The 24325-nt window shown below is 35.3% G+C and carries 21 protein-coding genes; 14 read left to right on the top strand and 7 right to left on the bottom strand.

Features of this window, described 5'->3' with window-relative positions:
* Nucleotides 1–110 precede the first annotated feature (110 nt).
* A complete protein-coding gene (gene lon / locus D1J36_RS03965; protein ID WP_154137674.1) occupies nucleotides 111–2501 on the bottom strand; it encodes an endopeptidase La in 2391 nt (796 codons plus the stop codon).
* 194 nt (nucleotides 2502–2695) lie between these two features.
* On the opposite strand from lon, the gene msrA reads away from it, so the two are divergent.
* Nucleotides 2696–3331 (top strand): peptide-methionine (S)-S-oxide reductase MsrA, encoded by a 636-nt coding sequence (gene msrA, locus D1J36_RS03960; protein ID WP_154137675.1) that lies wholly within the window; start codon nucleotides 2696–2698, stop codon nucleotides 3329–3331.
* Nucleotides 3332–3339: 8 nt separating this feature from the next.
* On the opposite strand, the gene D1J36_RS03955 is transcribed toward msrA, so the two are convergent.
* From D1J36_RS03955 to D1J36_RS03945, 3 genes are all read right to left on the bottom strand, one after another.
* On the bottom strand, nucleotides 3340–3807 hold the full coding sequence (locus D1J36_RS03955) for a GNAT family N-acetyltransferase (protein ID WP_154137676.1): 468 nt from the start codon (nucleotides 3805–3807) through the stop codon (nucleotides 3340–3342).
* Nucleotides 3800–4426, bottom strand: a complete 627-nt coding sequence (gene yihA, locus D1J36_RS03950; protein WP_154137677.1) for a ribosome biogenesis GTP-binding protein YihA/YsxC — start codon at nucleotides 4424–4426, stop codon at nucleotides 3800–3802. The genes D1J36_RS03955 and yihA overlap by 8 nt, the downstream gene beginning before the upstream one ends.
* A gap of 67 nt (nucleotides 4427–4493) precedes the next feature.
* Complete coding sequence (locus tag D1J36_RS03945; protein WP_154137678.1) at nucleotides 4494–5258, bottom strand: alpha/beta fold hydrolase; 765 nt, start codon at nucleotides 5256–5258, stop codon at nucleotides 4494–4496.
* A gap of 256 nt (nucleotides 5259–5514) precedes the next feature.
* Here D1J36_RS03945 and mraZ point away from each other — a divergent pair, with 256 nt between their 5' ends.
* The 13 genes from mraZ (at nucleotide 5515) to ftsZ (ending at nucleotide 21114) form a co-directional block, all read left to right on the top strand.
* A complete protein-coding gene (mraZ, locus tag D1J36_RS03940) occupies nucleotides 5515–5976 on the top strand; it encodes a division/cell wall cluster transcriptional repressor MraZ (protein ID WP_154137679.1) in 462 nt (153 codons plus the stop codon).
* A 19-nt stretch (nucleotides 5977–5995) separates the two neighbouring features.
* Complete coding sequence (gene rsmH, locus D1J36_RS03935; protein WP_154137680.1) at nucleotides 5996–6889, top strand: 16S rRNA (cytosine(1402)-N(4))-methyltransferase RsmH; 894 nt, start codon at nucleotides 5996–5998, stop codon at nucleotides 6887–6889.
* Nucleotides 6890–6910: 21 nt separating this feature from the next.
* Entirely contained in the window at nucleotides 6911–7267 is a 357-nt protein-coding gene (locus D1J36_RS03930) for an FtsL-like putative cell division protein (protein ID WP_052911302.1), read from the top strand.
* A complete protein-coding gene (locus D1J36_RS03925; protein WP_154137681.1) occupies nucleotides 7257–9248 on the top strand; it encodes a penicillin-binding protein in 1992 nt (663 codons plus the stop codon). Before D1J36_RS03930 ends, D1J36_RS03925 begins: the two co-directional genes overlap by 11 nt.
* Before the next feature lie 15 nt (nucleotides 9249–9263).
* Nucleotides 9264–10724, top strand: coding sequence for a UDP-N-acetylmuramoyl-L-alanyl-D-glutamate--2,6-diaminopimelate ligase (locus tag D1J36_RS03920; RefSeq protein ID WP_154137682.1), 1461 nt, complete (start codon nucleotides 9264–9266; stop codon nucleotides 10722–10724).
* Nucleotides 10725–10757: 33 nt separating this feature from the next.
* Nucleotides 10758–11999 (top strand): phospho-N-acetylmuramoyl-pentapeptide-transferase, encoded by a 1242-nt coding sequence (gene mraY, locus D1J36_RS03915; RefSeq protein ID WP_154137683.1) that lies wholly within the window; start codon nucleotides 10758–10760, stop codon nucleotides 11997–11999.
* A gap of 29 nt (nucleotides 12000–12028) precedes the next feature.
* Nucleotides 12029–13354: a UDP-N-acetylmuramoyl-L-alanine--D-glutamate ligase gene (gene murD, locus D1J36_RS03910; RefSeq protein WP_154137684.1), complete on the top strand. Its 1326-nt coding sequence runs from the start codon at nucleotides 12029–12031 to the stop codon at nucleotides 13352–13354.
* 6 nt (nucleotides 13355–13360) lie between these two features.
* Complete coding sequence (locus D1J36_RS03905; RefSeq protein WP_154137685.1) at nucleotides 13361–14602, top strand: FtsW/RodA/SpoVE family cell cycle protein; 1242 nt, start codon at nucleotides 13361–13363, stop codon at nucleotides 14600–14602.
* Between the two features lie 26 nt (nucleotides 14603–14628).
* Nucleotides 14629–15756, top strand: a complete 1128-nt coding sequence (gene murG, locus D1J36_RS03900) for an undecaprenyldiphospho-muramoylpentapeptide beta-N-acetylglucosaminyltransferase (protein WP_154137686.1) — start codon at nucleotides 14629–14631, stop codon at nucleotides 15754–15756.
* A 2-nt stretch (nucleotides 15757–15758) separates the two neighbouring features.
* A complete protein-coding gene (murC, locus tag D1J36_RS03895; RefSeq protein ID WP_154137687.1) occupies nucleotides 15759–17117 on the top strand; it encodes a UDP-N-acetylmuramate--L-alanine ligase in 1359 nt (452 codons plus the stop codon).
* Between the two features lie 81 nt (nucleotides 17118–17198).
* A complete protein-coding gene (locus D1J36_RS03890) occupies nucleotides 17199–17888 on the top strand; it encodes a cell division protein FtsQ/DivIB (protein ID WP_154137688.1) in 690 nt (229 codons plus the stop codon).
* A 22-nt stretch (nucleotides 17889–17910) separates the two neighbouring features.
* Complete coding sequence (gene ftsA, locus D1J36_RS03885; protein ID WP_004917047.1) at nucleotides 17911–19278, top strand: cell division protein FtsA; 1368 nt, start codon at nucleotides 17911–17913, stop codon at nucleotides 19276–19278.
* A gap of 30 nt (nucleotides 19279–19308) precedes the next feature.
* The gene (ftsZ, locus tag D1J36_RS03880) at nucleotides 19309–21114 is read left to right on the top strand and encodes a cell division protein FtsZ (RefSeq protein WP_154137689.1); all 1806 of its coding nucleotides are present in this window, start codon (nucleotides 19309–19311) and stop codon (nucleotides 21112–21114) included.
* Nucleotides 21115–21195: 81 nt separating this feature from the next.
* Here the strand turns inward: ftsZ and D1J36_RS03875 are convergent, their stop codons facing one another.
* From D1J36_RS03875 to D1J36_RS03865, 3 genes are read right to left on the bottom strand one after another with little or no spacing between them, the layout of a single operon-like run.
* Entirely contained in the window at nucleotides 21196–22569 is a 1374-nt protein-coding gene (locus D1J36_RS03875; RefSeq protein ID WP_154137690.1) for an aldehyde dehydrogenase, read from the bottom strand.
* 8 nt (nucleotides 22570–22577) lie between these two features.
* The gene (locus D1J36_RS03870) at nucleotides 22578–23387 is read right to left on the bottom strand and encodes an SDR family oxidoreductase (protein WP_154137691.1); all 810 of its coding nucleotides are present in this window, start codon (nucleotides 23385–23387) and stop codon (nucleotides 22578–22580) included.
* Between the two features lie 12 nt (nucleotides 23388–23399).
* On the bottom strand, nucleotides 23400–24308 hold the full coding sequence (locus D1J36_RS03865) for a YihY/virulence factor BrkB family protein (RefSeq protein WP_154137692.1): 909 nt from the start codon (nucleotides 24306–24308) through the stop codon (nucleotides 23400–23402).
* Nucleotides 24309–24325: the final 17 nt, after the last annotated feature.

The following is a 24325-nucleotide window of genomic DNA, read 5'->3' as shown; positions in this document are numbered from 1 at the left end:
CTTAGCAAGGGCTTTAGCCTTGGACAAGGGACACGCCAAAAAAAAAACTCACTCCACAGAATGATGGAACGAGTTTTTATGCTAAAATAATATAAACTTTACCTCTAATTTTAACTTTCTAATGCAAGGGTAATGACTTGCTCCATTGTGTTTACATAATGAATTTTTAGGCTATTTAAAGACTTATCCTTTATCTCTTCGTAGTCTTTCTTATTGTCTTCACATAAGATAACTTCTTTGATGCCTGACCTAGATGCGGCTAATAGCTTTTCTTTAATACCTCCTACTGGGAGCACTTTACCTCTTAGTGTAATTTCGCCTGTCATAGCGATATGAGGTCTTACTTTTTTATTTTTGAAGCTAGAGACCATTGAGGTCAGCATAGCTATACCTGCTGAAGGACCGTCTTTTGGTGTGGCTCCTTCGGGAATGTGTAGGTGTATGTTGTTTTTGGATAGAGTTTCTTGTTCTATTCCTAGGCTTTGGTGCTTTGCTTTGATGTATTCTAGTGCAATGGTGGCAGATTCTTTCATTACATTTCCTAGATTACCCGTCATAGTGAGATTTCCTTTTCCTTCGGATAAAATACTTTCGATAAAAAGAATATCGCCTCCTACGCTCGTCCACGCTAGACCTGTAACTACACCAGGAACATCTAGCATTTCAGATAGATTTTTTTTGATAGGAACGCCTAATATTTCGTCAATGGTAGCAATGTTGATTCTAGGATTATACTCTTTTTCCATTGTAATTTGTAGAGCAACCCATCGTGCTATTTTGGCTATTTTTTTCTCTAAATTTCTCACACCACTTTCTCTAGTGTGAGATTCTATGATATGAGTGATTTCTTTAACTCCTAGTTTTAGTTGGGTGTTTTTTAATCCGTTTTCTGCGATTTGCTTTTTTATTAAGTGTTTTTTTGCAATTTGTACTTTTTCTTCTACGGTATAGCCTGAAAGCTGAATGACCTCCATTCTATCCAATAGTGGTCTTTGAATGGTATTTAGACTATTGGCAGTTGCAATAAACATGACTTTAGACAAATCATACCCTATCTCTAGGAAGTTATCGTAGAAGGTTTTGTTTTGTTCTGGATCTAGGACTTCTAGCAGGGCAGAGGAAGGATCTCCGTGTATGCCTTGACCTATTTTATCTATTTCGTCTAATACGATAACTGGATTAGAGGTGCTTGCCTTTTTGATGGATTGGAGTATGCGTCCTGCCATAGCACCGATGTAGGTTTTTCGGTGTCCTCTAATTTCGCTTTCGTCATGTAGTCCTCCTAGAGAAATTCTGATGTATTTTCTTCCCAAAGCATCTGCTACGGATTTTCCTAATGAGGTTTTCCCCACGCCTGGAGGTCCTACAAGGCAAAGGATAGGCGATTTCATATTGTTTTTTAACTTGAGAACGGCAATGTATTCTAGAATCCGTTTTTTAACATCTTCCATACCGAAATGTTCGGAGTTGAGTACATTTTCGGCTCTATTCAAATCAAATATATCTTTGGAGTAGTGTTCCCAAGGTAAATCTGTGAAAAAATCAAGATAGTTCCTTTGTACATTGTAGTCTGGAGAATGAGGGTTTTGTCTGTTAAGGCGATGTATTTCTTTTTGGAAATGTTGTTCTATCTCCTCACTCCACTTTATTTTTTTTGCTTTCTCTTGGAGTTCTGCGGCATCGTTTTCTGGACCACCGCCAAGCTCTTCTTGTATGGCTTTTATTTGTTGATTCAGAAAATATTCTCTTTGGTTTTTATCCATCTCCCTTGTAGTTTTTTGATGGATAATGTTGCGGAGTTCTAATTTATTAAACTCATCGTGCATCAGTTCGTAACATTTTTTTGCACGAACTAAAAAGCTCTTGGTTTCTAATAACTTTTGTTTTTCCTCTGCGGTAAATTTTGCATTAGCACAGATGTAATTGAGGAGTTCCTCTTGAGATTCAATATTTGTAATTGCAAACCTTGCCGAGTTAGGAATTTGTGGGTCTAGCTCTATAATTTTAAGAGCTAACTCTTTAATGTTTTCTATAAGAGCTTCGTACTCTTCTTTGCTTTTGGTAGAAGTTTCGTTTAGTTTTTCTATTTCAGCTTTTAAGAAAGGCTCTTTTTGTACAAGTTTATTTAGTTTAAACCTTCCGACACCTCGCATAATTGCGGTGATATTACCATCGGGAAGTTTAATGATTTTAAGTATTTTGGCAGTAGTTCCTACTTTGTATAAGTCTTTCTCGGTAGGATTTTGCTCTTTAGCATTTTTTTGAGAAATGATGCCTATAACTTCGTTATTAAGCTGTGCATCTTGTAATAATTTTATAGATTTTTCTCTCCCTGCAGTAATAGGCATAATAATTTTAGGAAACATCACCATATCTCTTACAGGAAGGATAGGAAATAAGTTTTGCTCTGTATTTTCTGCTTTTTCTTGAATTTCTTCAGTTACGAAACTGAAATTTTCATTTAAAAGTCCGTCTAGAGAAAGTTCTTCAATATCAATCATATCTTTATGGCTTCAATAAATGTTAAAAGTGACAAACTGTCGCTTTTTTGTTTTTGTACTAGTTATTTTTGTCTTTAATTTGCTTTTAAATAAGTAGAATTAAAGCAGTGCTTTATAGTCCCAATTCCTATGCCAATTTTGGGTATAGGTTTTAAGATAGAAATTGGCTATTAACAAAATGAAAACTTGTTTTGATGAAGAATTTTTTAATACTTTTGGTGAGTTTTATAAGTTTGGTTGATTGTAAAAATAACCAAACACAAGTTTCTTTAAATAAAAAGGAGAATATGGAAAATATAGAATACTTAACCATAGGAGGTGGTTGTTTTTGGTGTGTGGAAAGTTGTTTCAATATGCTAAAAGGAGTAGAAATGGTAGAGTCTGGCTACTCAGGAGGTCATAAAGAAAACCCAACTTATGAAGAGGTGTGTACAGGAGAAACAGGACATGCGGAAGTGGTACAGATAGCTTATAGACCTAATGAAATCTCTTTTGAACAACTGATGGAGGTATTCTTTTTTCTACACGACCCAACTCAACTTAACCGACAAGGGGAGGACATAGGAACACAATATCGTTCGGTGATTTTCTATCGTTCAGAAGAGGAAAAACAAAAAGCGGAACAGGCTATAAAAACATCTGAGACAACAGGAAAATGGAGTGGTACTTATGTTACAGAACTTGCTCCTTTTAAAAAGTTTTGGAAAGCAGAAAGTTATCATCAAGGGTACTATAAAGAAAATCCCACCCAGCCTTATTGTAGTGCCGTGGTGGGACCAAAAGTAGCTAAATTTAAAGCTCATTTCGAAGCTTTAGGTTGGTTGAAGTAATATTAAAATTACTGTCGAACCATTTCTGTATGTGGTAAATTATCTTCTAAATATTTTTTACCAGTATCAGAAAAACCGTATTCTGAATAGAATTTCAAAAGATAGTCTTGGGCAGATATTCTGATTCGGGAAGTTTTATATATATTCTCTATGGCTTCTATGGCGTAAGATACGAGTTGTCTTCCTATGCCTTTTCCTCTTCCAAGAGAGGTAGTGAGTACTCTTCCTATTGAGGTTTCGTTGTATTTTACACCTTCAGGGAAGATTCTACAATAAGCTAATAGTTGCCCTTCACTATTCTCTGCCCATATATGAAAGGCTTTTTGGTCTGTGTTATCAGCGTCTTGATATTTTACATCTTGCTCTATAATAAACACCTCTTGCCTAGCAACCATGATTTTATAAAGCACCAAAGCAGAAAGCTCATCAAAGGCTTTAATATGCCAAGTCAAATCTGTAGTATTGATATTATTCATTAAAGTTAACTTTATTCTGCTGTAAAAATAGGTTAGTTTGTTCTATGTATTCTAGAATAGCTTCTGTGCCTGTTTTCTTTTCGGCGGAAGTAATGTACATTTGTGGAGCTTCTTCCCAATTTTCTAGTAGTTTTTTGGTGTAGTCTTCTACATTTCTTTTAGCGGCATTAGGCTTTAGTTTGTCTTCTTTTGTGAAAACAATAGAAAACGGAATGCCACTTTCGCCACACCATTCAATAAATTCCAAATCTATTTTTTGAGGCGTATGTCTTATATCTACAAGAATGAAAAGATTTACCAAATTTTTTCGGTTGAGGATATAATTGGTAATTAGTTTTTCAAAATCTTTTCTTTGGGTTTTAGAAACTTTGGCGTAGCCATAACCTGGAAGATCGGTTAAATACCACTCTTCGTTGATAATGAAATGATTGATGAGTTGAGTTTTTCCAGGAGTTTGGGAGGTTTTAGCTAAATTTTTATTTCCTGTAATGGCATTGATTAGTGAGGATTTTCCCACATTAGAACGCCCTATAAATGCATATTCTGGAAGATTAGCTTCGGGGCATTCTTGCCACTTTTGGCTACTTTTAACAAACTCGGCATTTTTTATAGAAATCATTTTTATTAGTATTAAATTTTAAATAATAAAAAAGGAAGCATTTAGGCTTCCTCTATTTTTTTAGTTCTTATTTATTAACCTTCTTGAGCCAAGAGAGGAGAATTTCGTTGAACTCTTGTGGTTTTTCCATCATAGCTGCGTGTCCGCATTTATCTATCCAGTACAAATCTGAATTAGGGATATATTTGTGCATATCAACCGCTACCTCCGGAGGAGTTACATTGTCTTGTTTGCCCCAAATAATGCAGGTTGGACAAGTAATCTTAGGTAAATCTTTTATCATATTGTGCTTTATAGCACTTCTGGCTAGCATTACGGTTTTAATACCTTTCATTCTATCATTAACTACAGAAAATACCTCATCTACTAGTTGGTCTGTAGCTACGACAGGGTCATAGAAAACTTCTTGTGTTTTTTTTCTAATATACTCTTTATCTCCTTTTCTAGGGAAACTATCTCCAAAAGATTTTTCGTACAATCCTGAACTTCCTGTAAGAACTAAGTTTTTAACAAGTTCAGGTTTTGATAGTGTAAGGATAAGCCCTATATGTCCTCCCATAGAGTTGCCTACAATAGTAACAGGCTCTTTAACTTCCTCTTTTATAAACTTTGCAACGAATTTTGAAATAGCAGTTAAATTCGTGTTCAGAACAGGAAGGTCATATATAGGTAGTTCTGGGACATAGACTTTATACCCTTTTTCAGAAAAGAATTTTACCATATCATCAAAATTGCTCAGTCCTCCCATAAGTCCATGCAGGAGTACCAAAGGGTGTCCCTCTCCCTCTTCAATAAAATTGAACTTCTTTTCTTTTTTAGTTTTAAAAATCATAAAAACACTACTAAGCCTTGCAAAAATACAAATTAAAGATTAAACAAACGATATAAAAATCATAATGTTTTACTTTTTTATACTTAGAAATTTCTGTGTGATTGAGGTTTTATTAGAGATGTATGAAATGTTTTGTTATATTTAGATAATCAGATGGTTATGTGGATTTGTTGGATTAGATAAAACTTATCCACAATGAGTTAAAAAGTGGTAAAAAGTGGAAATTTTTAGAAAATATTATCTATTTTTGTATCCGATGAATTATTTCTTTGAAACATATGAGTGTAAGATAGACGATAAGGGCAGAATAAAGTTGCCTTCAGCGTTGGCGAAGCTTTTGTCGGAAACTCATGGGAAGGATTTTGTGATAAAGAGAGCGGTGTTTCAGAAATGTTTAGAAGTTTATCCTGTGAGTACTTGGGAGTCTCTAATGGGGCGACTAAATAAACTGAATAGGTTTGTAAAGAAAAATGTAGATTTCATAAGAGTTTTCACTGCGGGAGTAAAGGCGGTGGAGGTGGATAAATCGGATAGAGTGCAGATACCTAAAGATTTAAAAGACTTTGCTGGTATGGAAAAAGAAATAGTGATTTCTGGTGTGGGAGATTTTTTTGAAATATGGGATAAAAAATCCTACGAAGAAAATATAGCAATAAAAGAAGAAGACTTTGCTAGCTTGGCAGAGGAAGTAATGGGGAGTGATTGGGAAGGTTTGTAAATTATAGTAAATTAAGAAGATGTATCATCAGTCGGTTTTATTAAAGGAAAGTGTAGATGCTCTTGTGCAAAATGCAGATGGGGTTTATATAGATTGTACTTTTGGAGGTGGTGGACACTCTAGGGAAATTATTTCTAGGTTGTCTCCTGCTGGGAGGCACTTTGGTTTTGATCAAGACTTAGATGCTTTAGAAAATAAATTAGACGATGAGCGTTTTACACTTATCAATCAAAATTTTAGATTTTTAGAAAACTCTCTTATGTTGTATGGGGTTACCCAAGTAGATGGGATATTGGCTGATTTGGGAGTGTCTTCTCATCAGTTTGATGCAGCGGAAAGAGGGTTCTCTACAAGGAGTGATGCGCCGCTAGATATGAGAATGAATGTAATGCAAGGTTTAAACGCTCAAAAGGTGGTTAATGAGTACGAGGAAGAGCATTTAGCTGATATATTTTATCATTATGGAGAGTTAAGGGAAGCGAGAAGATTGGCGAGAGAGTTAGTTCATTACAGAAAATCAAAACCGATTAAGACAACAGAAGATTTAAAAAGTGTTTTTAAATATATTCCTCCACATAAGCAGAATAAATTTTTTGCGCAGTTATTTCAAGCGATAAGAATTGAGGTTAATCAAGAATTGGAGGCTTTAAAGGAAATGTTAGAACAGGCTTACAGAATTCTAAAACCTGGTGGAAGATTAGTCGTAATATCTTACCATTCTTTGGAAGATAGGTTGGTAAAGCGTTTCTTGAAGAATGGAATGTTTGATGGTGAGCCTGAAAGAGATATTTATGGGAATTATACCAAAGCGTTTGAATTGTTACAATCCAAAGCATTTGTTCCTACGGAGGAAGAAATTGAGGCTAACTCTAGAGCGAGAAGTGCTAAAATGAGGGTAGGTATTAAGGTATAAATGTTTTTTTGAAAGTTAGAGATGGCTAAAAAACAAACATATAAAAAAAAGAAACTAACCTTTAGTGATATTGTTAAGGGTAATTTCTTAAATCGTGATGAGATACAGGCTCATTACAAGTATTTTATATTATTAGCTGTAATGATGGCAGGGATTATCTATACCAACCATTTAGCGAGCAAAAAAATAAAGCAAATTAATACTTTGAAAGAGCAAACAGAGGAGTATAAATCTAGAAATGCGTATGCACAAAGTAAATTAATCAAAATAAAATTAGAGAGCGAATTGGGGAAAGAAGTAGTTAAGGATTCTTTAGTACCATTAGAAAATCATCCTCATAAATTGATTATAAAATTAGATTCTACTAATGCAAACTAAGAACGAATTTGATAAGAAAAGAAATAAAACTTTAGTGTGGGGGTATCTTTTTGGAGGTGCTGCCTTCTTTTTGTTTATCACTTTTATTATTCGTATTTTCTTATTGCAAAATACTAATGTTCAGGAGATAGAAGAGGATTATATTAACAAAAACTATAGAGAAGCAACGTTAAAGGCGGCACGAGGAAATTTGTATGCATCAGATGGTTCTATACTTGCTACTACAGTTATGAGGTATGATGTTTATATAGATTTTAAGACTATAAAAGATACTCTGTATAGTAAAAATATAGGAGCTCTTACCGATTCTTTAAGCAAAATGTTTGGGAAACCTAAGCATTACTTTAGGGAAAATTTTGATGCTCAAAGGAAAAAAGGTAATCAGTATTATTCTCTTAAAAGAGATTTAGATTTTGATGAGTACGACCGTATAAGAAAGTTTCCTATCTTTAATAAGGGTAAAAATAAGGGCGGTTTTATCATTGATAGAAAATACAAGCGAGAATTGGCTACCGCAAAAATAGGTTCTGGAACTATAGGTATGGATAACGAAGCCTATAAATCTGGACTAGAAGGAGCGTTTAGCGAATATCTATCGGGCAAAGACGGTTCAAGACTGGAACAAAGGGTTAATTCCACCCAGTGGAAACCTATTGACCATTGGAAGGCTAAAGAACCTGTTGATGGGCAAGATGTCTATACTACTCTTGATTTAAGGATACAAGATATTGCTCATTCTGCACTGGAGAAGCAGCTAATAAGTTTTAATGCAGACCATGGGACGGTCATCGTTATGGAAACCCAAACGGGAAAGGTAAGAGCAATGGTAAATCTCAGAAAAAAAGAAAGTGGGGTTTATGTAGATTCATATAACTATGCTATAAAAAATGCTACGGAACCAGGTTCTACTTTCAAGGTAGTGTCTCTTTTGGCAGCGATGGACGACGGTTTTATAGATGAAAATACAACCGTAAATGTAGGTGGTGGAGTATGGACTTACGCTAAGCAAAGAATTTCTGACGGACACGGTGGAGGAACTTATGAGATTAGTGATGTTTTGGCAAAATCAAGTAATGTGGGTACGGCAAAACTCATTACTAAATATTATGCGGATAAGCCAGAGGTATTCCTTAATCATCTTAAAAGATGGAAGATGTTTGATAAGATGGATATAGAACTTCCAGGGATTACAAAACCAAAGATAGTTACTCCAGAAGATAAGAGGTGGAACAAAGCTACTTTGGCGTCTTTGTCTTATGGATATTCGTCCAACTTTACATTGTTGCAGTTAGCTACATTTTATAATGGTATTGCTAATAATGGTAAAATGGTAAAGCCTCTTTTCATAGACAAAATAATGAAAGACGGTAAGATTACATACGAAGCCAAACCAGAGGTAATGGTAAATAAGATGGCATCAGATAAAGCCATAAAAATGATGACAGATGCTCTTACTAAAGCGGTAGAAAAAGGTACAGCAAAAAGTATCTTTACACCTAACCTTAAAATGGCAGGAAAAACAGGCACGGCAAGATTTGAATACTGGAAAGCTGGACCAATGAAATATCAGGCATCTTTTGCAGGGTTTTATCCTTCGGATAATCCAAAATATACTTGTATTGTTATGGTTAACCAGCCTGATACTTCTATTGGGTTTTATGGAGGTACGGTGGCGGCTCCGGTGTTTAAGGAAATAGCAGGAAAAACTTTCTTAAAAACACCACTGAATGTGGAAAAAGAAATGCTCCAAGATAAAAAAGTGAATTTAAATAAGATGACCGCTCCTAAGGTAAAGATAGCAATAAACCGTCAGCAGATGCCTGCATTAGTGGGTATGGCAGGTAGAGAAGTTATCCCTCAGTTGGAGAATTTGGGGTATCGTGTAGATTATAAAGGTGTAGGTAAAGTTTTGGAGCAGTTTCCTAAAGAGGGAACTATCATAAAAAAAGACCAAAAAATTTATCTTACACTACAAAAATAAAAATTGAAAATAAAAATGTTACTCAGAGAGTTATTACATAATATACCAGTTTTAGAAACCATCGGTGCATTAGACATTGAGGTAAACTCTATTATTTTTGATAGTAGAAAGGCAGAAGCAAAAAGCCTTTATGTAGCTATCAAAGGGAGTGTTTCAGATGGGCACCAGTTTATTGGCTCTGCAATAGAAAAAGAAACTAAAGTTATTGTATTGGAAGATTTACCTGAAGTTTTAGATGAAACCATCACTTATATTAAAGTGAAAAATTCGTCTAAAGCATTGGGGCAATTAGCATCTAATTTCTATGGTAATCCTTCGGAAAAGCTTAATCTGGTAGGAGTTACAGGGACTAATGGTAAAACATCTGTATCTACCTTGCTTTTTGATGTGTTTAAGAATTTGGGCTATTCGTCTGCACTTATTTCTACGGTGGAGTATAGGATTGGTGACGAAGTTTTCCCATCTACACACACTACACCAGATGTGGTTAAACTTAATGAACTATTGGCAAAAGCCGTGGCACAGGGTTGTGAGTATGCCTTTATGGAAGTTTCTTCTCACGGTATTCATCAAAATAGAACGGAAGGTTTACATTTTAAAGTGGCAGGTTTTACCAATATTACTCATGACCATTTAGACTATCATAAAACTTTTTTGGAATACCTTAATACCAAAAAATTATTTTTTGATAACTTGCCAGATTCTGCGGTGGCAATTACTAATTTAGATGATAAAAACGGATTGGTAATGCTCCAAAACACCAAGGCTAAAAAGAAAACCTATGCGTTAAAAACTTTAAGCGATTATCATGGGCGATTGTTAGAGGTGGATTTTAACGGAATGTTGCTCAATTTTAATGGTAAAGAAGTTTGGACGAGCCTGACAGGGAAGTTTAATGTCTATAATTTGCTTTTAGTATTCGGTATAGCGAGAGAGCTAGGGTTTGATGAAGTGGAAATACTTACGGCAATTTCCCAACTGAAAAGAGTTAATGGTAGGTTTGAAACGATAAAGTCAGAAGGAGGAATCTTTTTTGTGGTAGATTATGCACACACGCCAGATGCTTTAGAGAATATTCTAGATTCCATCAACGAAATACGAACTAAAAACGAAAGGTTGATTAGTGTGTTTGGTTGTGGTGGTGATAGAGACCATAGCAAACGCCCAGAAATGGGTAAAATAGCCACACAGAAATCTACTCTAGCAATTATTACATCAGATAATCCTAGAACAGAAGACCCTAACACCATTATCCAAGAGATAGAGGCGGGCGTGGAGCCACAATGTTTTAGTAAATATACGGTAGTTCCAGACAGAAGAGAAGCTATTAAAATGGCTATAAAATTTGCAGAGCCAAAAGATATTATACTCGTGGCGGGGAAAGGTCACGAAACTTATCAGGAGGTTAATGGGGTAAAACATCACTTTGATGATAAAGAGGTGATATTAGAATTGTGTAAAATGATGAGTAAATAGAAAAACAATAATTTAAAAATAAGAAATACAAATATGTTATACTACTTATACGAATATCTTACGGCTAACGGCATACATATACCAGGTCTTAACCTGTTGAGGTACATTTCTTTTAGGGCTGCTATGGCGGTTCTGTTGTCGCTTATTATTGCATTGGTTTATGGTAAAAAAATCATCAATTTTCTTCGTAGAAAACAGATGGGAGAGTTGGTGAGAGATTTAGGGTTAGATGGGCAAAAACAAAAAGAAGGCACTCCTACTATGGGAGGGCTTATCATCATTATAGCCACCTTAATACCTGTATTACTTTTTACTAAGATTACGAATATTTACATTATTCTACTCATTGTATCTGTGCTTTGGATGGGAGCAATAGGCTTTATAGATGATTATCTTAAGAAAATAAAAAAGAATAAAGACGGTTTAAGTGGTAAATTTAAAGTCATAGGTCAAGTTGGTTTAGGACTAATTGTTGGTGTTACAATGTTTTTTAATTCTGATATTACCGTTAAAAGAAAATATGCAGACGCAAAAGAGATTAATCGCAACAATGTAGAACAGAACTTTATGAAGGAAGAAAAAAAAGTGATTTCTACCGTACCAATGATTAAAAATAACGAGTTTGATTATAGTGGTATTCTCTTCTGGATGGATGAGCAAGAGGCGGAAGAATGGGCTTGGGTGGTTTTCATTCCGATGGCGATATTTATTGTTACAGCTGTTTCCAATGGAGCTAATATTACCGATGGGATAGATGGTTTAGCCGCAGGTACGAGTGCGGTTATTTTACTCACATTAGCTTTCTTTGCGTATGTTTCGGGGAATATCATCTTTGCAGATTATCTCAATATTATGTTCCTGCCTAATATGGGAGAAACTACCATTTTTGCGGTAGCGATGGTAGGAGCGGTTATTGGTTTCTTTTGGTATAATACCTATCCTGCTCAAGTATTTATGGGTGATACGGGGAGTTTAATGTTAGGCGGAGTTATTGCGGTTTTATCCGTTATTCTAAGAAAAGAATTATTGATACCTGTGCTATGTGGAATCTTTTTAATTGAAAACTTATCGGTAATGCTTCAGGTAGCAGTATTCAAATACAGAAAGAAAAAGTATGGATTAGAATATGCTCAAAATAACCGATTGTTTAAAATGTCTCCTCTTCATCATCATTATCAAAAGAGTGGTTACCACGAAAGTAAGATTGTTAATAGAATGATAATCATAGGGGTAGTTTTAGCAATTATATGTTTAATTACACTTAAAATCAGATAAATATTTTCAATAAAAACATTAAGGAATCTATGAAAATAGTAGTTTTAGGAGCTGGAGAAAGTGGTTTTGGGGCAGCCTACCTTGCTAAAAAGAAAGGTATGGAGGTTTTTGTATCCGATAGAGGAAGCATAAAAGAAGAATACAAAAAACAACTGATAGAGAACAATATAGAATTTGAAGAAGGTCAGCACGATGAAGAGCGAATTTTAAATGCCGATTGGGTGGTCAAAAGCCCAGGTATTCCTAAAAAGGCAGATATTGTATTTAAAATCAATCAGAAAGGAATAAGGCTGTCTTCCGAAATAGAATTTGCATCGGAATTTACTAATGCCAAAATTGTGGCAATTACGGGTAGTAATGGTAAAACTACTACTACTTCTCTCATCTATCATATCCTTAAAGATAATGGGATGAATGTAGGTTTGGGAGGCAATATAGGGAAGAGTTTTGCTAAACAAGTAGCCGATGAATCTTTTGATTATTATGTTTTGGAAATCAGTAGTTTTCAGTTAGATGATATTCAAAATTTTAGACCATACATTTCGTTGCTTCTTAATTTGAGTCAAGACCATTTAGACCAATACAATTATAATTATGAGGAGTACGCTTTAGCTAAATTCCGAATTACTGAAAATCAAGAATATGATAATTTTTTCATCTATAATAAAGATGATGAAATGAGTCAAAAAATTCTTCAAGAGTTAGATTTAAAGGTTAAAAAAGTGCCATTCTCCATAAAAGAAACTCTAGCAGAGGGTGGATATATGGACGATGAAAACATTGTGGTAAAACTTCAAGATGAGTTTACTATGAAAATTAGAGATTTAGCTCTTATCGGAAATCATAATGTGGCTAATAGCTTAGCAGCATCTATAGCGGGTAAAATACTTAATATTAGCAATGAAAGTATTAGAAATTCATTGATGACTTTCCAAGCTGTAGACCATAGGTTACAGGAAATAGCTAATCTGAATGGAGTTAAATTTATCAACGATAGTAAAGCGACTAATGTAAACGCTACTTATTACGCTTTAGAAAGTATGACACAGCCTACCGTTTGGATTGTAGGAGGAGTGGATAAAGGCAATGATTACACCGAAATAGAAGAATTAGTTAAGAAGAAAGTAAAAGCAATTGTTTGTTTAGGTATAGATAACCAAAAGATTATAGATTTCTTTAGAGATAAAAAAGAGTTTATCTATAATACCTCTAGTATGGAGGAAGCTATTAAAATTTCAAAATCCATAGCAGAGGCAGGAGATGCTGTACTGCTTTCGCCGTGTTGTGCAAGTTTTGATTTATTTGAAAATTACGAAGATAGAGGTGAAAAGTTTAAAGCTGAGGTTTTAAAATAATAAATAATGGAGCATACAGAAGTAAATAAAAAAATAGAATATCTAAAAGGAGACAGAGTGCTGTGGATTACAGTAATTCTTATTTCTGTATTCTCTATACTTCCTGTTTATTCGGCGAGTTCTAATTTAGAGTACATTGTAAATACAGGAACAACCACCAGCCACCTTATCAAGCATGTGATGTTCATTGCTTTAGGGTTATTTTTGATGAGAGTCATCGGAGCGATAAAATATGAATTCATAGGAAAGTTGAGTTCCATACTTCTTGTAATTTCCGTAATTCTTTTAGGAGTTACTATTTTTACAGGGCAAACCATAGATGGGGCGAGTGCTTCTAGATGGCTTAAAATACCAGGTACTGCAATTTCATTTCAGCCGTCAGCGTTGGCAGCTTTGATGTTAGTTATCTATCTATGCCGTTATTTAACTAAAAATATTCAAAGACAGAGGCTTCCCATAGAAAACATTATGTATGTTTTTGGACCTATACTATTGGTATTTATTTTAGTGGCTAAAGATAATGGTTCTACAGCACTGATGATTTTAGCTACTTCACTAATTGTCCTTATAATAGGGCAATTCCCTTGGAAATATATTGCAGGGTTTGTCTCTTTGTCGGGCCTAGCGTCTATTATTTTTATTTTGGTAGCATTGAACACTAATTTAATGCCTAACAACCGTGTTCATACTTGGATAAGTAGGGTAGAATCTTTCTCCTCCTCAAAAGACGCACAATTAGATAGTGCCGAAAGAGATGCAGTAAAGGCTAAAAATTATCAAGTGATGCACGCTAAGGCAGCTATAGTACACGGAGGTATTACAGGTAAAGGACCAGGCAAAAGTGCTCTTAAACAGAGGTTACCGCAGTCGGCATCAGACTTTATTTTTGCCATTATTGTAGAAGAATATGGTGTGATAGGAGCAATGGTTTTACTAGGTATGTATTTTATTATCATTATAAGAATACTAATTATAGCGAGTAGAACTAGGGCTTTCTTTGGTTCTCTATTGGTTATTTCTTTAGGAATTATGATTTTCATTCAGCTCAGTGCTAATATTATGGTGGCACTTAATCTCATTCCTGTAACGGGACAGCCTTTACCACTGATAAGTTACGGAGGTACTTCTATGTTAGTAACTTACGCTCAATTAGGTTTAATACTCAATATTAGCTCTAGGATACAAATTTATGATGAAGAAGGCATTGGTAAAAAACAAAACATCGAGGAAATAAATGATATTGCCTAAAAGCTAATTTAATATTAAAGAATAAAATGTCAGAAAATATACATCATATCAATCAAGATTTTGCACCTCGAGTTTTAATGAGTGGTGGTGGTACGGGAGGGCATATTTTCCCTGCGATAGCCATTGCTCAAGAGATACAAAGACGATTTCCTAAAGCGGAATTTTTGTTCATTGGGGCAGAGAATAAGATGGAGATGGAGAAAGTGCCTCAAGCTGGGTTTAGAATAGAAGGACTTAATATTTCAGGATTTAATAGGAGTAGCCTTTTAGCAAATTTTAAACTACCTTTCAAGATTATTTCTAGTGTTAGAAAAGCTAATCGCATAATAAAAGATTTTAAACCTCATGTGGCAATAGGTACAGGCGGATTTGCCAGTGGTCCAGCTTTATATATGGCTTCTCGTTTGGGGGTGCCTACTTTTGTTCAGGAGCAAAACTCTCTACCTGGGAAAACAAATCTTTTCTTAGGAAAGAAAGCTAAGGTTGTTTTTACGGCGTATCCTGATATGGCTCACTTTTTTCCAAAAACCCAAACTGTTTTTTCAGGAAATCCTATTAGACAATCTTTAATGGAAGGGCTTACAGATACTGCTACGGCTAAAGAAAAGTTAGGGTTAGACCCTAATAAATTGAGTATTCTTTCCGTAGGAGGCTCGTTGGGGTCTAGAACACTTAATAATGGCTGGTTAGAAAATTTGGAAAGGATTAAAAAGGAAGGTTGGCAACTGATTTGGCAAACAGGAAAAACAGAATATCAAACGATTAAAGATAAGGTTAATTTAGAAGAAGATACAATCCAACTAAAGGAATTTATCACAGATATGGCATTAGCTTATTCTGCGGCAGATGTGATTGTGTCCAGAGCAGGTGCGATTGCTATTTCGGAGTTAGCGGTAGTTAAGAAGCCTATTTTATTGGTGCCTCTTCCCTTCGCAGCAGAGGATCATCAGACCAAAAATGCAATGGTTTTAGTTGAGAAAAATGCAGCAAGAATGGTAAAAGATGTGGAGATGAAAGAGCGTTTTTGGAATACACTTTCAGAAATTTGTAGCAACGAAAATTTACGAAAGGAAATGGGGCAAAACCTATCTTATTTCGCAAAACCAAAGGCGACAGAGGAAATTGTAGATGAAATAATTAAAGTTTTTAAATAGAAATGCAAAATATTAGTACATATCAAAATTTTTATTTCATAGGCATTGGAGGGATAGGTATGTCTGCTTTGGCGAGATATTTCCATTCCATTGGGAAAACGGTTTTAGGCTATGATAAAACTTCTACTAAACTAACTTCAGCACTTATTTCGGAAGGGATAAAAATCAGTTTTGAAGATAGTATTGATGAGCAAATAAAAGTCTTTAAACCCGAAGACACTTTAGTAATTTATACGCCAGCAATTAAACAATTAGGCATTTTAGATTTTTTCCAAGAAAAAGGCTTTACGGTACTTAAACGAGCGAAGGTTTTAGGACTTATTACTAGTGAAACCGAGTGCATCGCTGTTGCAGGAACTCACGGTAAAACCACTACTTCTAGCTTGGTAGCCCATCTTTGTAAGGAAGTTAATTTGTCATTTTCTGGATTTTTGGGAGGTATTGCCGAAAACTTTGGGTCTAATTTTATATTTAATGGTAACGATTATTCTGTAGTGGAAGCCGATGAATATGATAGAAGTTTTCTTAACTTGGCTCCAGATTGGGCAATTATAACTTCTACAGATGCAGACCATTTGGACATTTATGGGGATAAAACCACCATAGAAAAAGGCTTTAGAGATTTTGCTCATTTGGTATCGGAGGAGCGTCAGCTTTTTGTACGAAAAAGTATAAACTTGGATAGAAACGCGACTACCTATGCTGTGAACGAAAAGGCTGACTATTATTCAGATGAGTTGAGATTGGAGGGAGACTCTATATCGTTTAATTTCTATACTCCAGATGGGGAAACTCAACGCTTTAGTTGGGAAATACCAGGCATTCATAATGTGGAAAATGCCACGGCAGCACTGGCTGTTTTGCATAAAATAGGTGTTTCTTTAGAAGATTTAAAAGAGGCTTTGGCTAAATTTAAAGGCATTAAAAGGAGATATACCAAGCATATTTTCCCTAACGGAAAGATTTATATAGACGATTATGCCCATCATCCTACGGAGCTTAATGCGGTAATTGGCTCTATACGAACATTCTATCCAGATAAGAAACTTTTGGTAGTGTTCCAACCGCACTTGTTCAGTAGAACGCGAGATTTTGCAGATGACTTTGCTAAAAGTCTGTCGCAAGGAGACGAGTTGGTGCTTTTAGATATTTATCCTGCGAGAGAACTACAGAAGGATTTTGAGGGTGTTAGTTCAGATTGGTTGTTAGAAAAAGTAACATTGGCAGACAAAGAGGTTTCTAGTTTGTCGGAGGCTTTTGGTAAAATTAAAAATAAAAACTTTGATATTTTACTTACGGTAGGTGCAGGAGATATAGACACGCTTTATGATGGTATTGTAAGCTGGTTAAAGGAAGCATAGAACTTTAAAATGAAAAACAAATACAGAATATTAAAAATAGCTGTTACGATTATCCTACTGGGATTTTTGTTAAACTTTTCAATGAAAAGATTTAATAATGCCTCTATGGATAAAGTGGCTGTTAATATTATTCAAGGAGAAAAACCAGTCTATTTTATTGATGAGAAAGAAATAGAAAGCATTGTTAAAAAAGCCAATACTACCAATAAAGTTGGAGATATTGATATACCCAAATTGGAACGAAAAATCACAGAATATTCCGCGGTAGATAGTGCCAATGTTTATCTTAGCCTTGATGGTATATTACATTTAGATATTGTGCAAAGAGTTCCTGTGTTTAGGCTAAGCAAAGGGAAGAAAGAGTTTTATGTAGATGAGAAAGGGGTGGAATTTCCTATCAATCGTAACTATTCAGCATCGTGTATGCTCATAAGTGGTAATGTGCAACCAGAGGAATATCCTCAATTGATAGAACTGGTAAAAAAGATAAATCAAGACGACTTTAGTAAGAAGTTTTTCATTGGTATTGTAAAAGAGAGAGAAAATTATTATCTTATTGCCAATGAAGAAAACTACAGAGTAGAACTAGGAAGCTTGGAAAATATAGATTTCAAAGTAAAAGGTTTCAAAGCGTTTGTAGAAAAGTATTTGGTTTATCAACCATCTGATAAATACACCAAAATATCATTGAAATATGATAATCAGATTGTAACTACACTTAGTAAAGGTTACAAAGAAGAAACAGATAAAGAAGAAGAAAAGAACAAATAAAATCAAATTCAAATCAAAATAAATGGAAAGCCAAGAGTATTCAGTAGGATTAGACATTGGGACCACCAAGATTGTTGCTATCGTTGGTCGTCGTAATCAGTACGGTAAGATAGAGGTTATGGGAGTAGGTGTGGCACCTAGTTTAGGTGTACATAAAGGGATTGTAAACAACATTGCCCAAACCATCAATTCCATTAAAACAGCTGTTAGCGAGGCTCAAAAAAGTGCAGGCGTACCTATTACTAAGGTAACGGTGGGGATTGCAGGTAAACATATCCGTTCTTTGCAACACTCGGATTATATTATGCGAGAAAATCCAGACCAATACATCACAGAGGAGGATATAGAAGAGCTTAAAAATCAAGTTAAGAAATTGGTGATGCTTCCTGGCGAAGAGATTATCCATGTACTTCCACAAGAATATAAGGTAGACTCGGAGGGCGAAATCCAAGAGCCAATAGGAATGCACGGGAAACGCCTTGAAGCTAATTTCCATGTGGTGGTAGGGCAGATGAGTAGCATTAAAAATATCAGCAGATGCGTTAAAGAAGCTGGGCTAGAGATGGAGTCGCTTACTTTGGAACCGTTAGCATCGTCCGAAGCGGTTTTGACTAAGGAAGAAAAGGAGGCTGGAGTAGCTATTGTAGATATAGGTGGTGGTACTACTGATATTGCAATATTTAAGGATAATATTATCCGTCATACTTGTGTTATCCCTTACGGAGGAGGTATTATTACCGAAGATATTAAAGATGGCTGTTCTATTATAGAAAAACACGCGGAGCAACTTAAAGTTCGTTTTGGGTCTGCTGTTCCAGAATTGGAGAAGGAGAGTACTTTTGTTACCATTCCTGGGCTTCATGGAAGAACTGAAAAAGAAATTTCTCTAAAAACATTGGCTAAAATTATTCATGCTAGAGTGGAAGAAATTTTGGAGATGGTAAACACTGAACTTAAAGCCTATGGAGCACACGAGAAAAAAAGAAAACTCATTGCAGGGATTGTGCTTACAGGTGGTGGTTCTAATCTAAAACATCTGAGACAACTCGCAAATTATATCACAGGGTTTGATAGCCGTATAGGTTACGCTAATGAATATATTTCGAACGATAAAAACCAGCATTTAAAAAGCCCTGAATTTGCAACATCTATAGGGCTTTTAATGGAAAGTTTGTCTATTAGAGATAAAAAAACTAATTCTTTAGTTCAGGAAGAAGTATCTGTTTCTAGCCAAACAGTTTCTGATGAAACCAACCAAGAAGATAAAATTTTAGATAGTGATAAACCAACTCATAATGAGACTGTGGTTCAGCAAAATGCCTCTAAAAAGCCTACTATAGGGCAAAACATCTTAGAAAAGATAAAAAAATTCTTTGAGGAATCGGAATAATTAAGTAATTTAGTCATTTAAAATGAAGTAATGGAAAATACCAATAAAACAGGTTTTGAATTTGATTTACCAAAAGGCAACTCATCTATTATCAAGGTGATAGGTGTAGGTGGTGGAGGAAACAATGCCTTAAAACATATGTATGAAAGAGGGATTCACGGTGTAGATTTTGTCATTTGTAATACAGATGCACAAACACTAAATAACAATCCCGTTTCTAATAAAGTTCAGTTAGGTATCACAACTACAGAAGGCTTAGGTGCTGGTGCAGACCCAGAAGTGGGAGAAAAGGCTGCAATAGAAAGTATAGACGAGATAAAAAGCACTCTAGGACAAAATACCAAAATGGTGTTCATTACCGCTGGTATGGGCGGTGGTACAGGTACGGGTGCAGCACCTATTATTGCTAAGGCGGCGAAGGAAATGGGGATTTTGACGGTCGCTATCGTTACAGTTCCGTTTTCTTTCGAAGGAAAAAGAAGGTTAGACCAAGCTGAAGCAGGACTAGAGAAACTAAGAAATAATGTGGATTCTCTCATTGTGATAAACAACGATAAACTAAGACAACAGTTTGGTAACTTAGGATTTAAACAAGGTTTTTCTAAGGCAGATGAGGTGCTTACCAATGCAGCCAAAGGTATGGCAGAGGTAATTACGGGGTCTTTTGTTATCAATATTGACTTCCGTGATGCTAAATCAGTATTGCAGAATTCAGGTACAGCCTTGATGTCCACAGGAAGTGCTACAGGTGAGAAGAGAGCAGAAGAAGCTGTTAAAAAGGCATTAGACTCTCCGCTTCTTAATGATAACAAAATTACAGGAGCTCAAGATGTGTTGCTTCTTATTCAGAGTGGTTCTGATGAGGCTTCTGAAGCTACGATGGACGAAATTGGTCTTATCAACGATTATATCCAAAACGAGGCAGGAAATACAGCTAACATTATCTTTGGTGTAGGTACAGATGAAGAACTTGGTGATGCTATTAGAGTATTGGTAATTGCTACGGGATTTACTAATGAAAACCACATCAATGCAGGTCCTACGGAAGTAGTTAAGGTACCTTTACACGAAACGGCAAATTCAGTTAGAAGAGAATCTCCATTTAAAATTTCTTCTGATGCTAAGAATGCAGGGTTAGGTTCTGTTGCTACAGAGAAAAACATCGTGAAGCTAGATGAAGAAGATGATTTTTCTTCACCACAATTTTCAGCAAATAGATTAAGCGGAGAGCAGTTAGCGGTTCAAGAAGTGCAACCAATGACCTATGTTGAAGAGGTTAATGAAGAGTTTGAAGAAGGAAGTAATGAATTAGATTTATTCTCTTATGATGAAGGATACGAAGAACCAAAAGGAATATCTTTTACTTTTGAATCAAAAGACGAAAGTAGCATACAACCTACCAAATCTTTATTCTTAGATGAAAAACCTGTAGAGTTCAGCTTTAAAATAAAAGAAGAAGAGCCTGCTTTTGAAGAGGAAGTAAAAACGGTATCTAATACTGTTGCGTCTCAAGAGCCTCAAGTAATTCATGAAGTAGAAGAAAAATCTATATTTCGTAATGAAGAAATAGCTCAAGAGGAAACGCTTTTTACTTTTATAGAGAAAAAAGTAGAAGACTCTAAAGTACAGGAGAGAAGAAATAAGCTAAAAGAATTTAATTCTCGTTACCAAAATGTAGATGAGGAAAATACTTTTGAAACAGTACCTGCTTTCAGAAGAAAAAACATTAAGTTAGATGATAGCCCTTCTGATGAGCGTATCAGTAGTTTTTTAGCTGATAACAATGGCAGAGTAGAACTTAGAGAAAACAAATTTTTGAATAAAGATGTAGATTAGTTTCTACATTTTTGATACTTGATTGACTTCTTTAAAAACCTCAGAATAAATATTTATTCTGAGGTTTTTTTATTAGCAAAACTATATCATTTTCTTTACCCATTCAAAAAACTTAAATGGAACATACTTGAACGGAAGGTCTAAAAATGTAGGCGTTTTTACGATAGCTCTTTCATTACTGAAGGCTAGAAAACTGTACTTTCCGTGGTACTTGCCCATACCACTATTCCCAACACCACCGAAAGGAAGATGATGATTGGCAATATGCATAAGTGTATCGTTGATACAACCTCCACCCGAACTTGTTTTTGAAATTACCTCTTTAGCAGTTTTAGTTTTACCAAAATAATACAATGCTAATGGCTTTTCATGTTGGTTGATGTACGAGATAGGTTCATCAATATGGTCAAATGTCATTACAGGTAACAATGGTCCAAAAATTTCCTCTTGCATAATAGCGAAGTGAGGCTCTACATTATCTATAATAGTTGGAGCGATGTATTTTTGGCTGGAATCTACTTCTCCACCTAAATAGATATTTCCTTCATTAAGAAACTTAGAAAGCCTTTCTACTGATTTATCATTTACAATACGAGGGTAAAAAGGGCTAGATTTAACATCAGAACCATACATTTCTTTAATGTGGTAAGCTATTTTTTCAAGAAGCTCTTTTTTTACTGAACGGTGTACCCAAAGATAATCTGGGGCGATGCAAGTTTGTCCAGCATTGATGAGTTTTCCCCACGCAATTCTTTTAGCAGCAAGGTTAAGGTTTGCATCTTTATCCACAATACAAGGGCTTTTACCACCCAATTCTAAAACAATGGGCGTTAAATTTTCTGCCGCCGCTTTCATAACCACTTTTCCTAGAGATGGACTTCCTGTAAAGAAAATAAAATCAAAACGTTCCTCTAACAAGTAGGTGTTGGTTTCTCGTCCACCTTTAACGAGGGTAATGTACTCTTTTGGAAAATATTCTGTTAGCATTTTCTCCACTACATTAGCAAGATGTGGAGCGTCAGGAGAGGTTTTTAGTAAAGCACAACAGCCAGAGGAAATGGCTCCTACAAGAGGATTGATAAGAAGTTGGAATGGGTAATTCCACGGAGAGATAATAAGGGTCACACCCAAAGGTTCGTAGATGATACAGCTAGATGCAGGAAGTACCGAAATGGGCGACCAAATCCTCTTAGGGCGAGCCCAATTTTTTATTTTTTTTAAATGATAATTAATTTCGTTGAGAACAATGCTAATTTCTGTAAGGTAAACCTCTTCTTTAGATTTGTGTAAATCTTTCCATAAGGCTTCTTCTATTTCGGGTTGATACTTTAGTATGGCTTGTTTTAGTAGAGATAATTGCTTTAGTCTAAAATCAATAGCTTTGGTTTGTTGAGTCGCAAAAAATGCTTTTTGTTTTTGGACGAGTACTGATATTTCGGCTTTTGAAGTTTCCATTGGTATAATTATTTTTTATGACCTTTAAAGTCAGCCATTGTTTTATAGATTCCTAGTAAACTTCCTGCAAACCAATCAAAAAAACGAAGAGGAAATAGTCCTTGACCTATACGAGTTAAACGATAGATATACCTAGGAAGCGTTACCATTTTTCTGTTATTTTCTATAGCACTGATGATAGTTTTAGCCGCTTTTTCAGGGTCTAATATAGGTAGAACGGATTTTACACCATCAAACATTCCAGTGTTGATGTAGTAAGGCATAATGGTGGTTACTTTGATGTTTTTTTTCAACTGTTTCATTTCTAACCTAAGGCTGTCAGACCAACCAACAACAGCCCATTTGCTCCCTGCATATACGGACATTTTGGGATTAGATACCAATCCTGCCGAAGAGGCAATGTTGCAGATATGTCCTGAATTTTGTGTGAGCATATCCTGTAAAAATAGATTAGTAATTACCATAGGTGCAATGGTATTGATTTCTATGGTTTTTAAAATATCCTTTTGAGAATGTTCGTGGAAATATTTGCCTACCACAATCCCTGCATTGTTAATTAGAATATCAATATTACCAATCTTTTGTTTAGTTTTTGTGGCGATGTGTTGTACTTCGTCATAATTGGAAACATCTACCTTATATCCGAAGATAGAACCTAGTGATGAAAACTGGAGGATAGTTTCATCAATTTTTACTTGGTCAATATCCCAAATAATCACTTTAGCACCTTTCTCCAACGAAAGCCTAGCCATAATTTTCCCGATGCCGCTAGCGCCTCCTGTGATGAGGATATTTTTATGCTGAAATTTTTTGTTCATACCTTGAAATAGTTAGTATGAAGAAGGCTCTCTTCTGTCAGAAGTCCATTCGGCATGTAGAGATGGTTGTATTTTTAGTCCTTTACGGTAGGTATAAACTTTGGTAAATACTGCTCCAAAAAAGATGAGTCTGCAAGTATAATTTATCCACATCATAATTAGAATAACGGAACCAGCTGCTCCGAAAGCAGATGTAGGTTTAAAATGGCTGAAGTAAAGACTTAATAGAGATTTACCTAAGGTAAACAAAAAAGCAGTAATGAATGAGCCTACCCATACAGAATGCCAAGAGAGTTGGACATCGGGAAGGACTTTAAACATAAGAGCAAACAGTAGAACAACAATAAGGAAACCCACAAGTATATTTATGATTTGTATAATATAGTAGGTCTCTAGCCCTAGGTGTTGAGAGATAAAATCATTAGTTAGCCCTATAAGTGTAGATAAAATCATTGTAATCATCATTAGAAAGCCAATAATGAGTATCATGCCTAACGAGTTAGCGCGGTCTGTCAAGAATTTTAATAAAGCTCTTTTGGGCTCTGCTTTTACATCCCATAACTCATTGAGTGATTTTTGAAGCTGAAAAAATAAAGTGGTAGCACCAAAAATGAGTGTTGCAACCCCAATAATTCTCATGATGATTCCGTCTTGGTCTATCATTGAGGATTTTAGAATATCATCTAAACTTTTTGCAGTGTCTGAACCCATAGCTTGGGTTACTTCTTCTTGTATTTTCTGTTGGAAATTAGCATCACCAAAAATAAATCCCATAAGCCAAATTAAAATGATAAGTAATCCAGGTATGGAAAATATGGCATAGTAGGCAATTCCTGCAGCATCTCTATCAGCGTTAGAGCTACTCCATTCTGTAACGGCTTTTTTTATAGTTTCCCAATAAAATTTAAAATTCTTTTTCATAATGGTCTTTTTATCTA

Origin of the sequence: Riemerella anatipestifer, assembly GCF_009670965.2 — a bacterium.
GTDB lineage: Bacteria > Bacteroidota > Bacteroidia > Flavobacteriales > Weeksellaceae > Riemerella > Riemerella anatipestifer_B.
The sequence above is the reverse complement of the archived record's forward strand: the minus strand, read 5'-3'. Positions and strand labels throughout refer to the sequence as shown.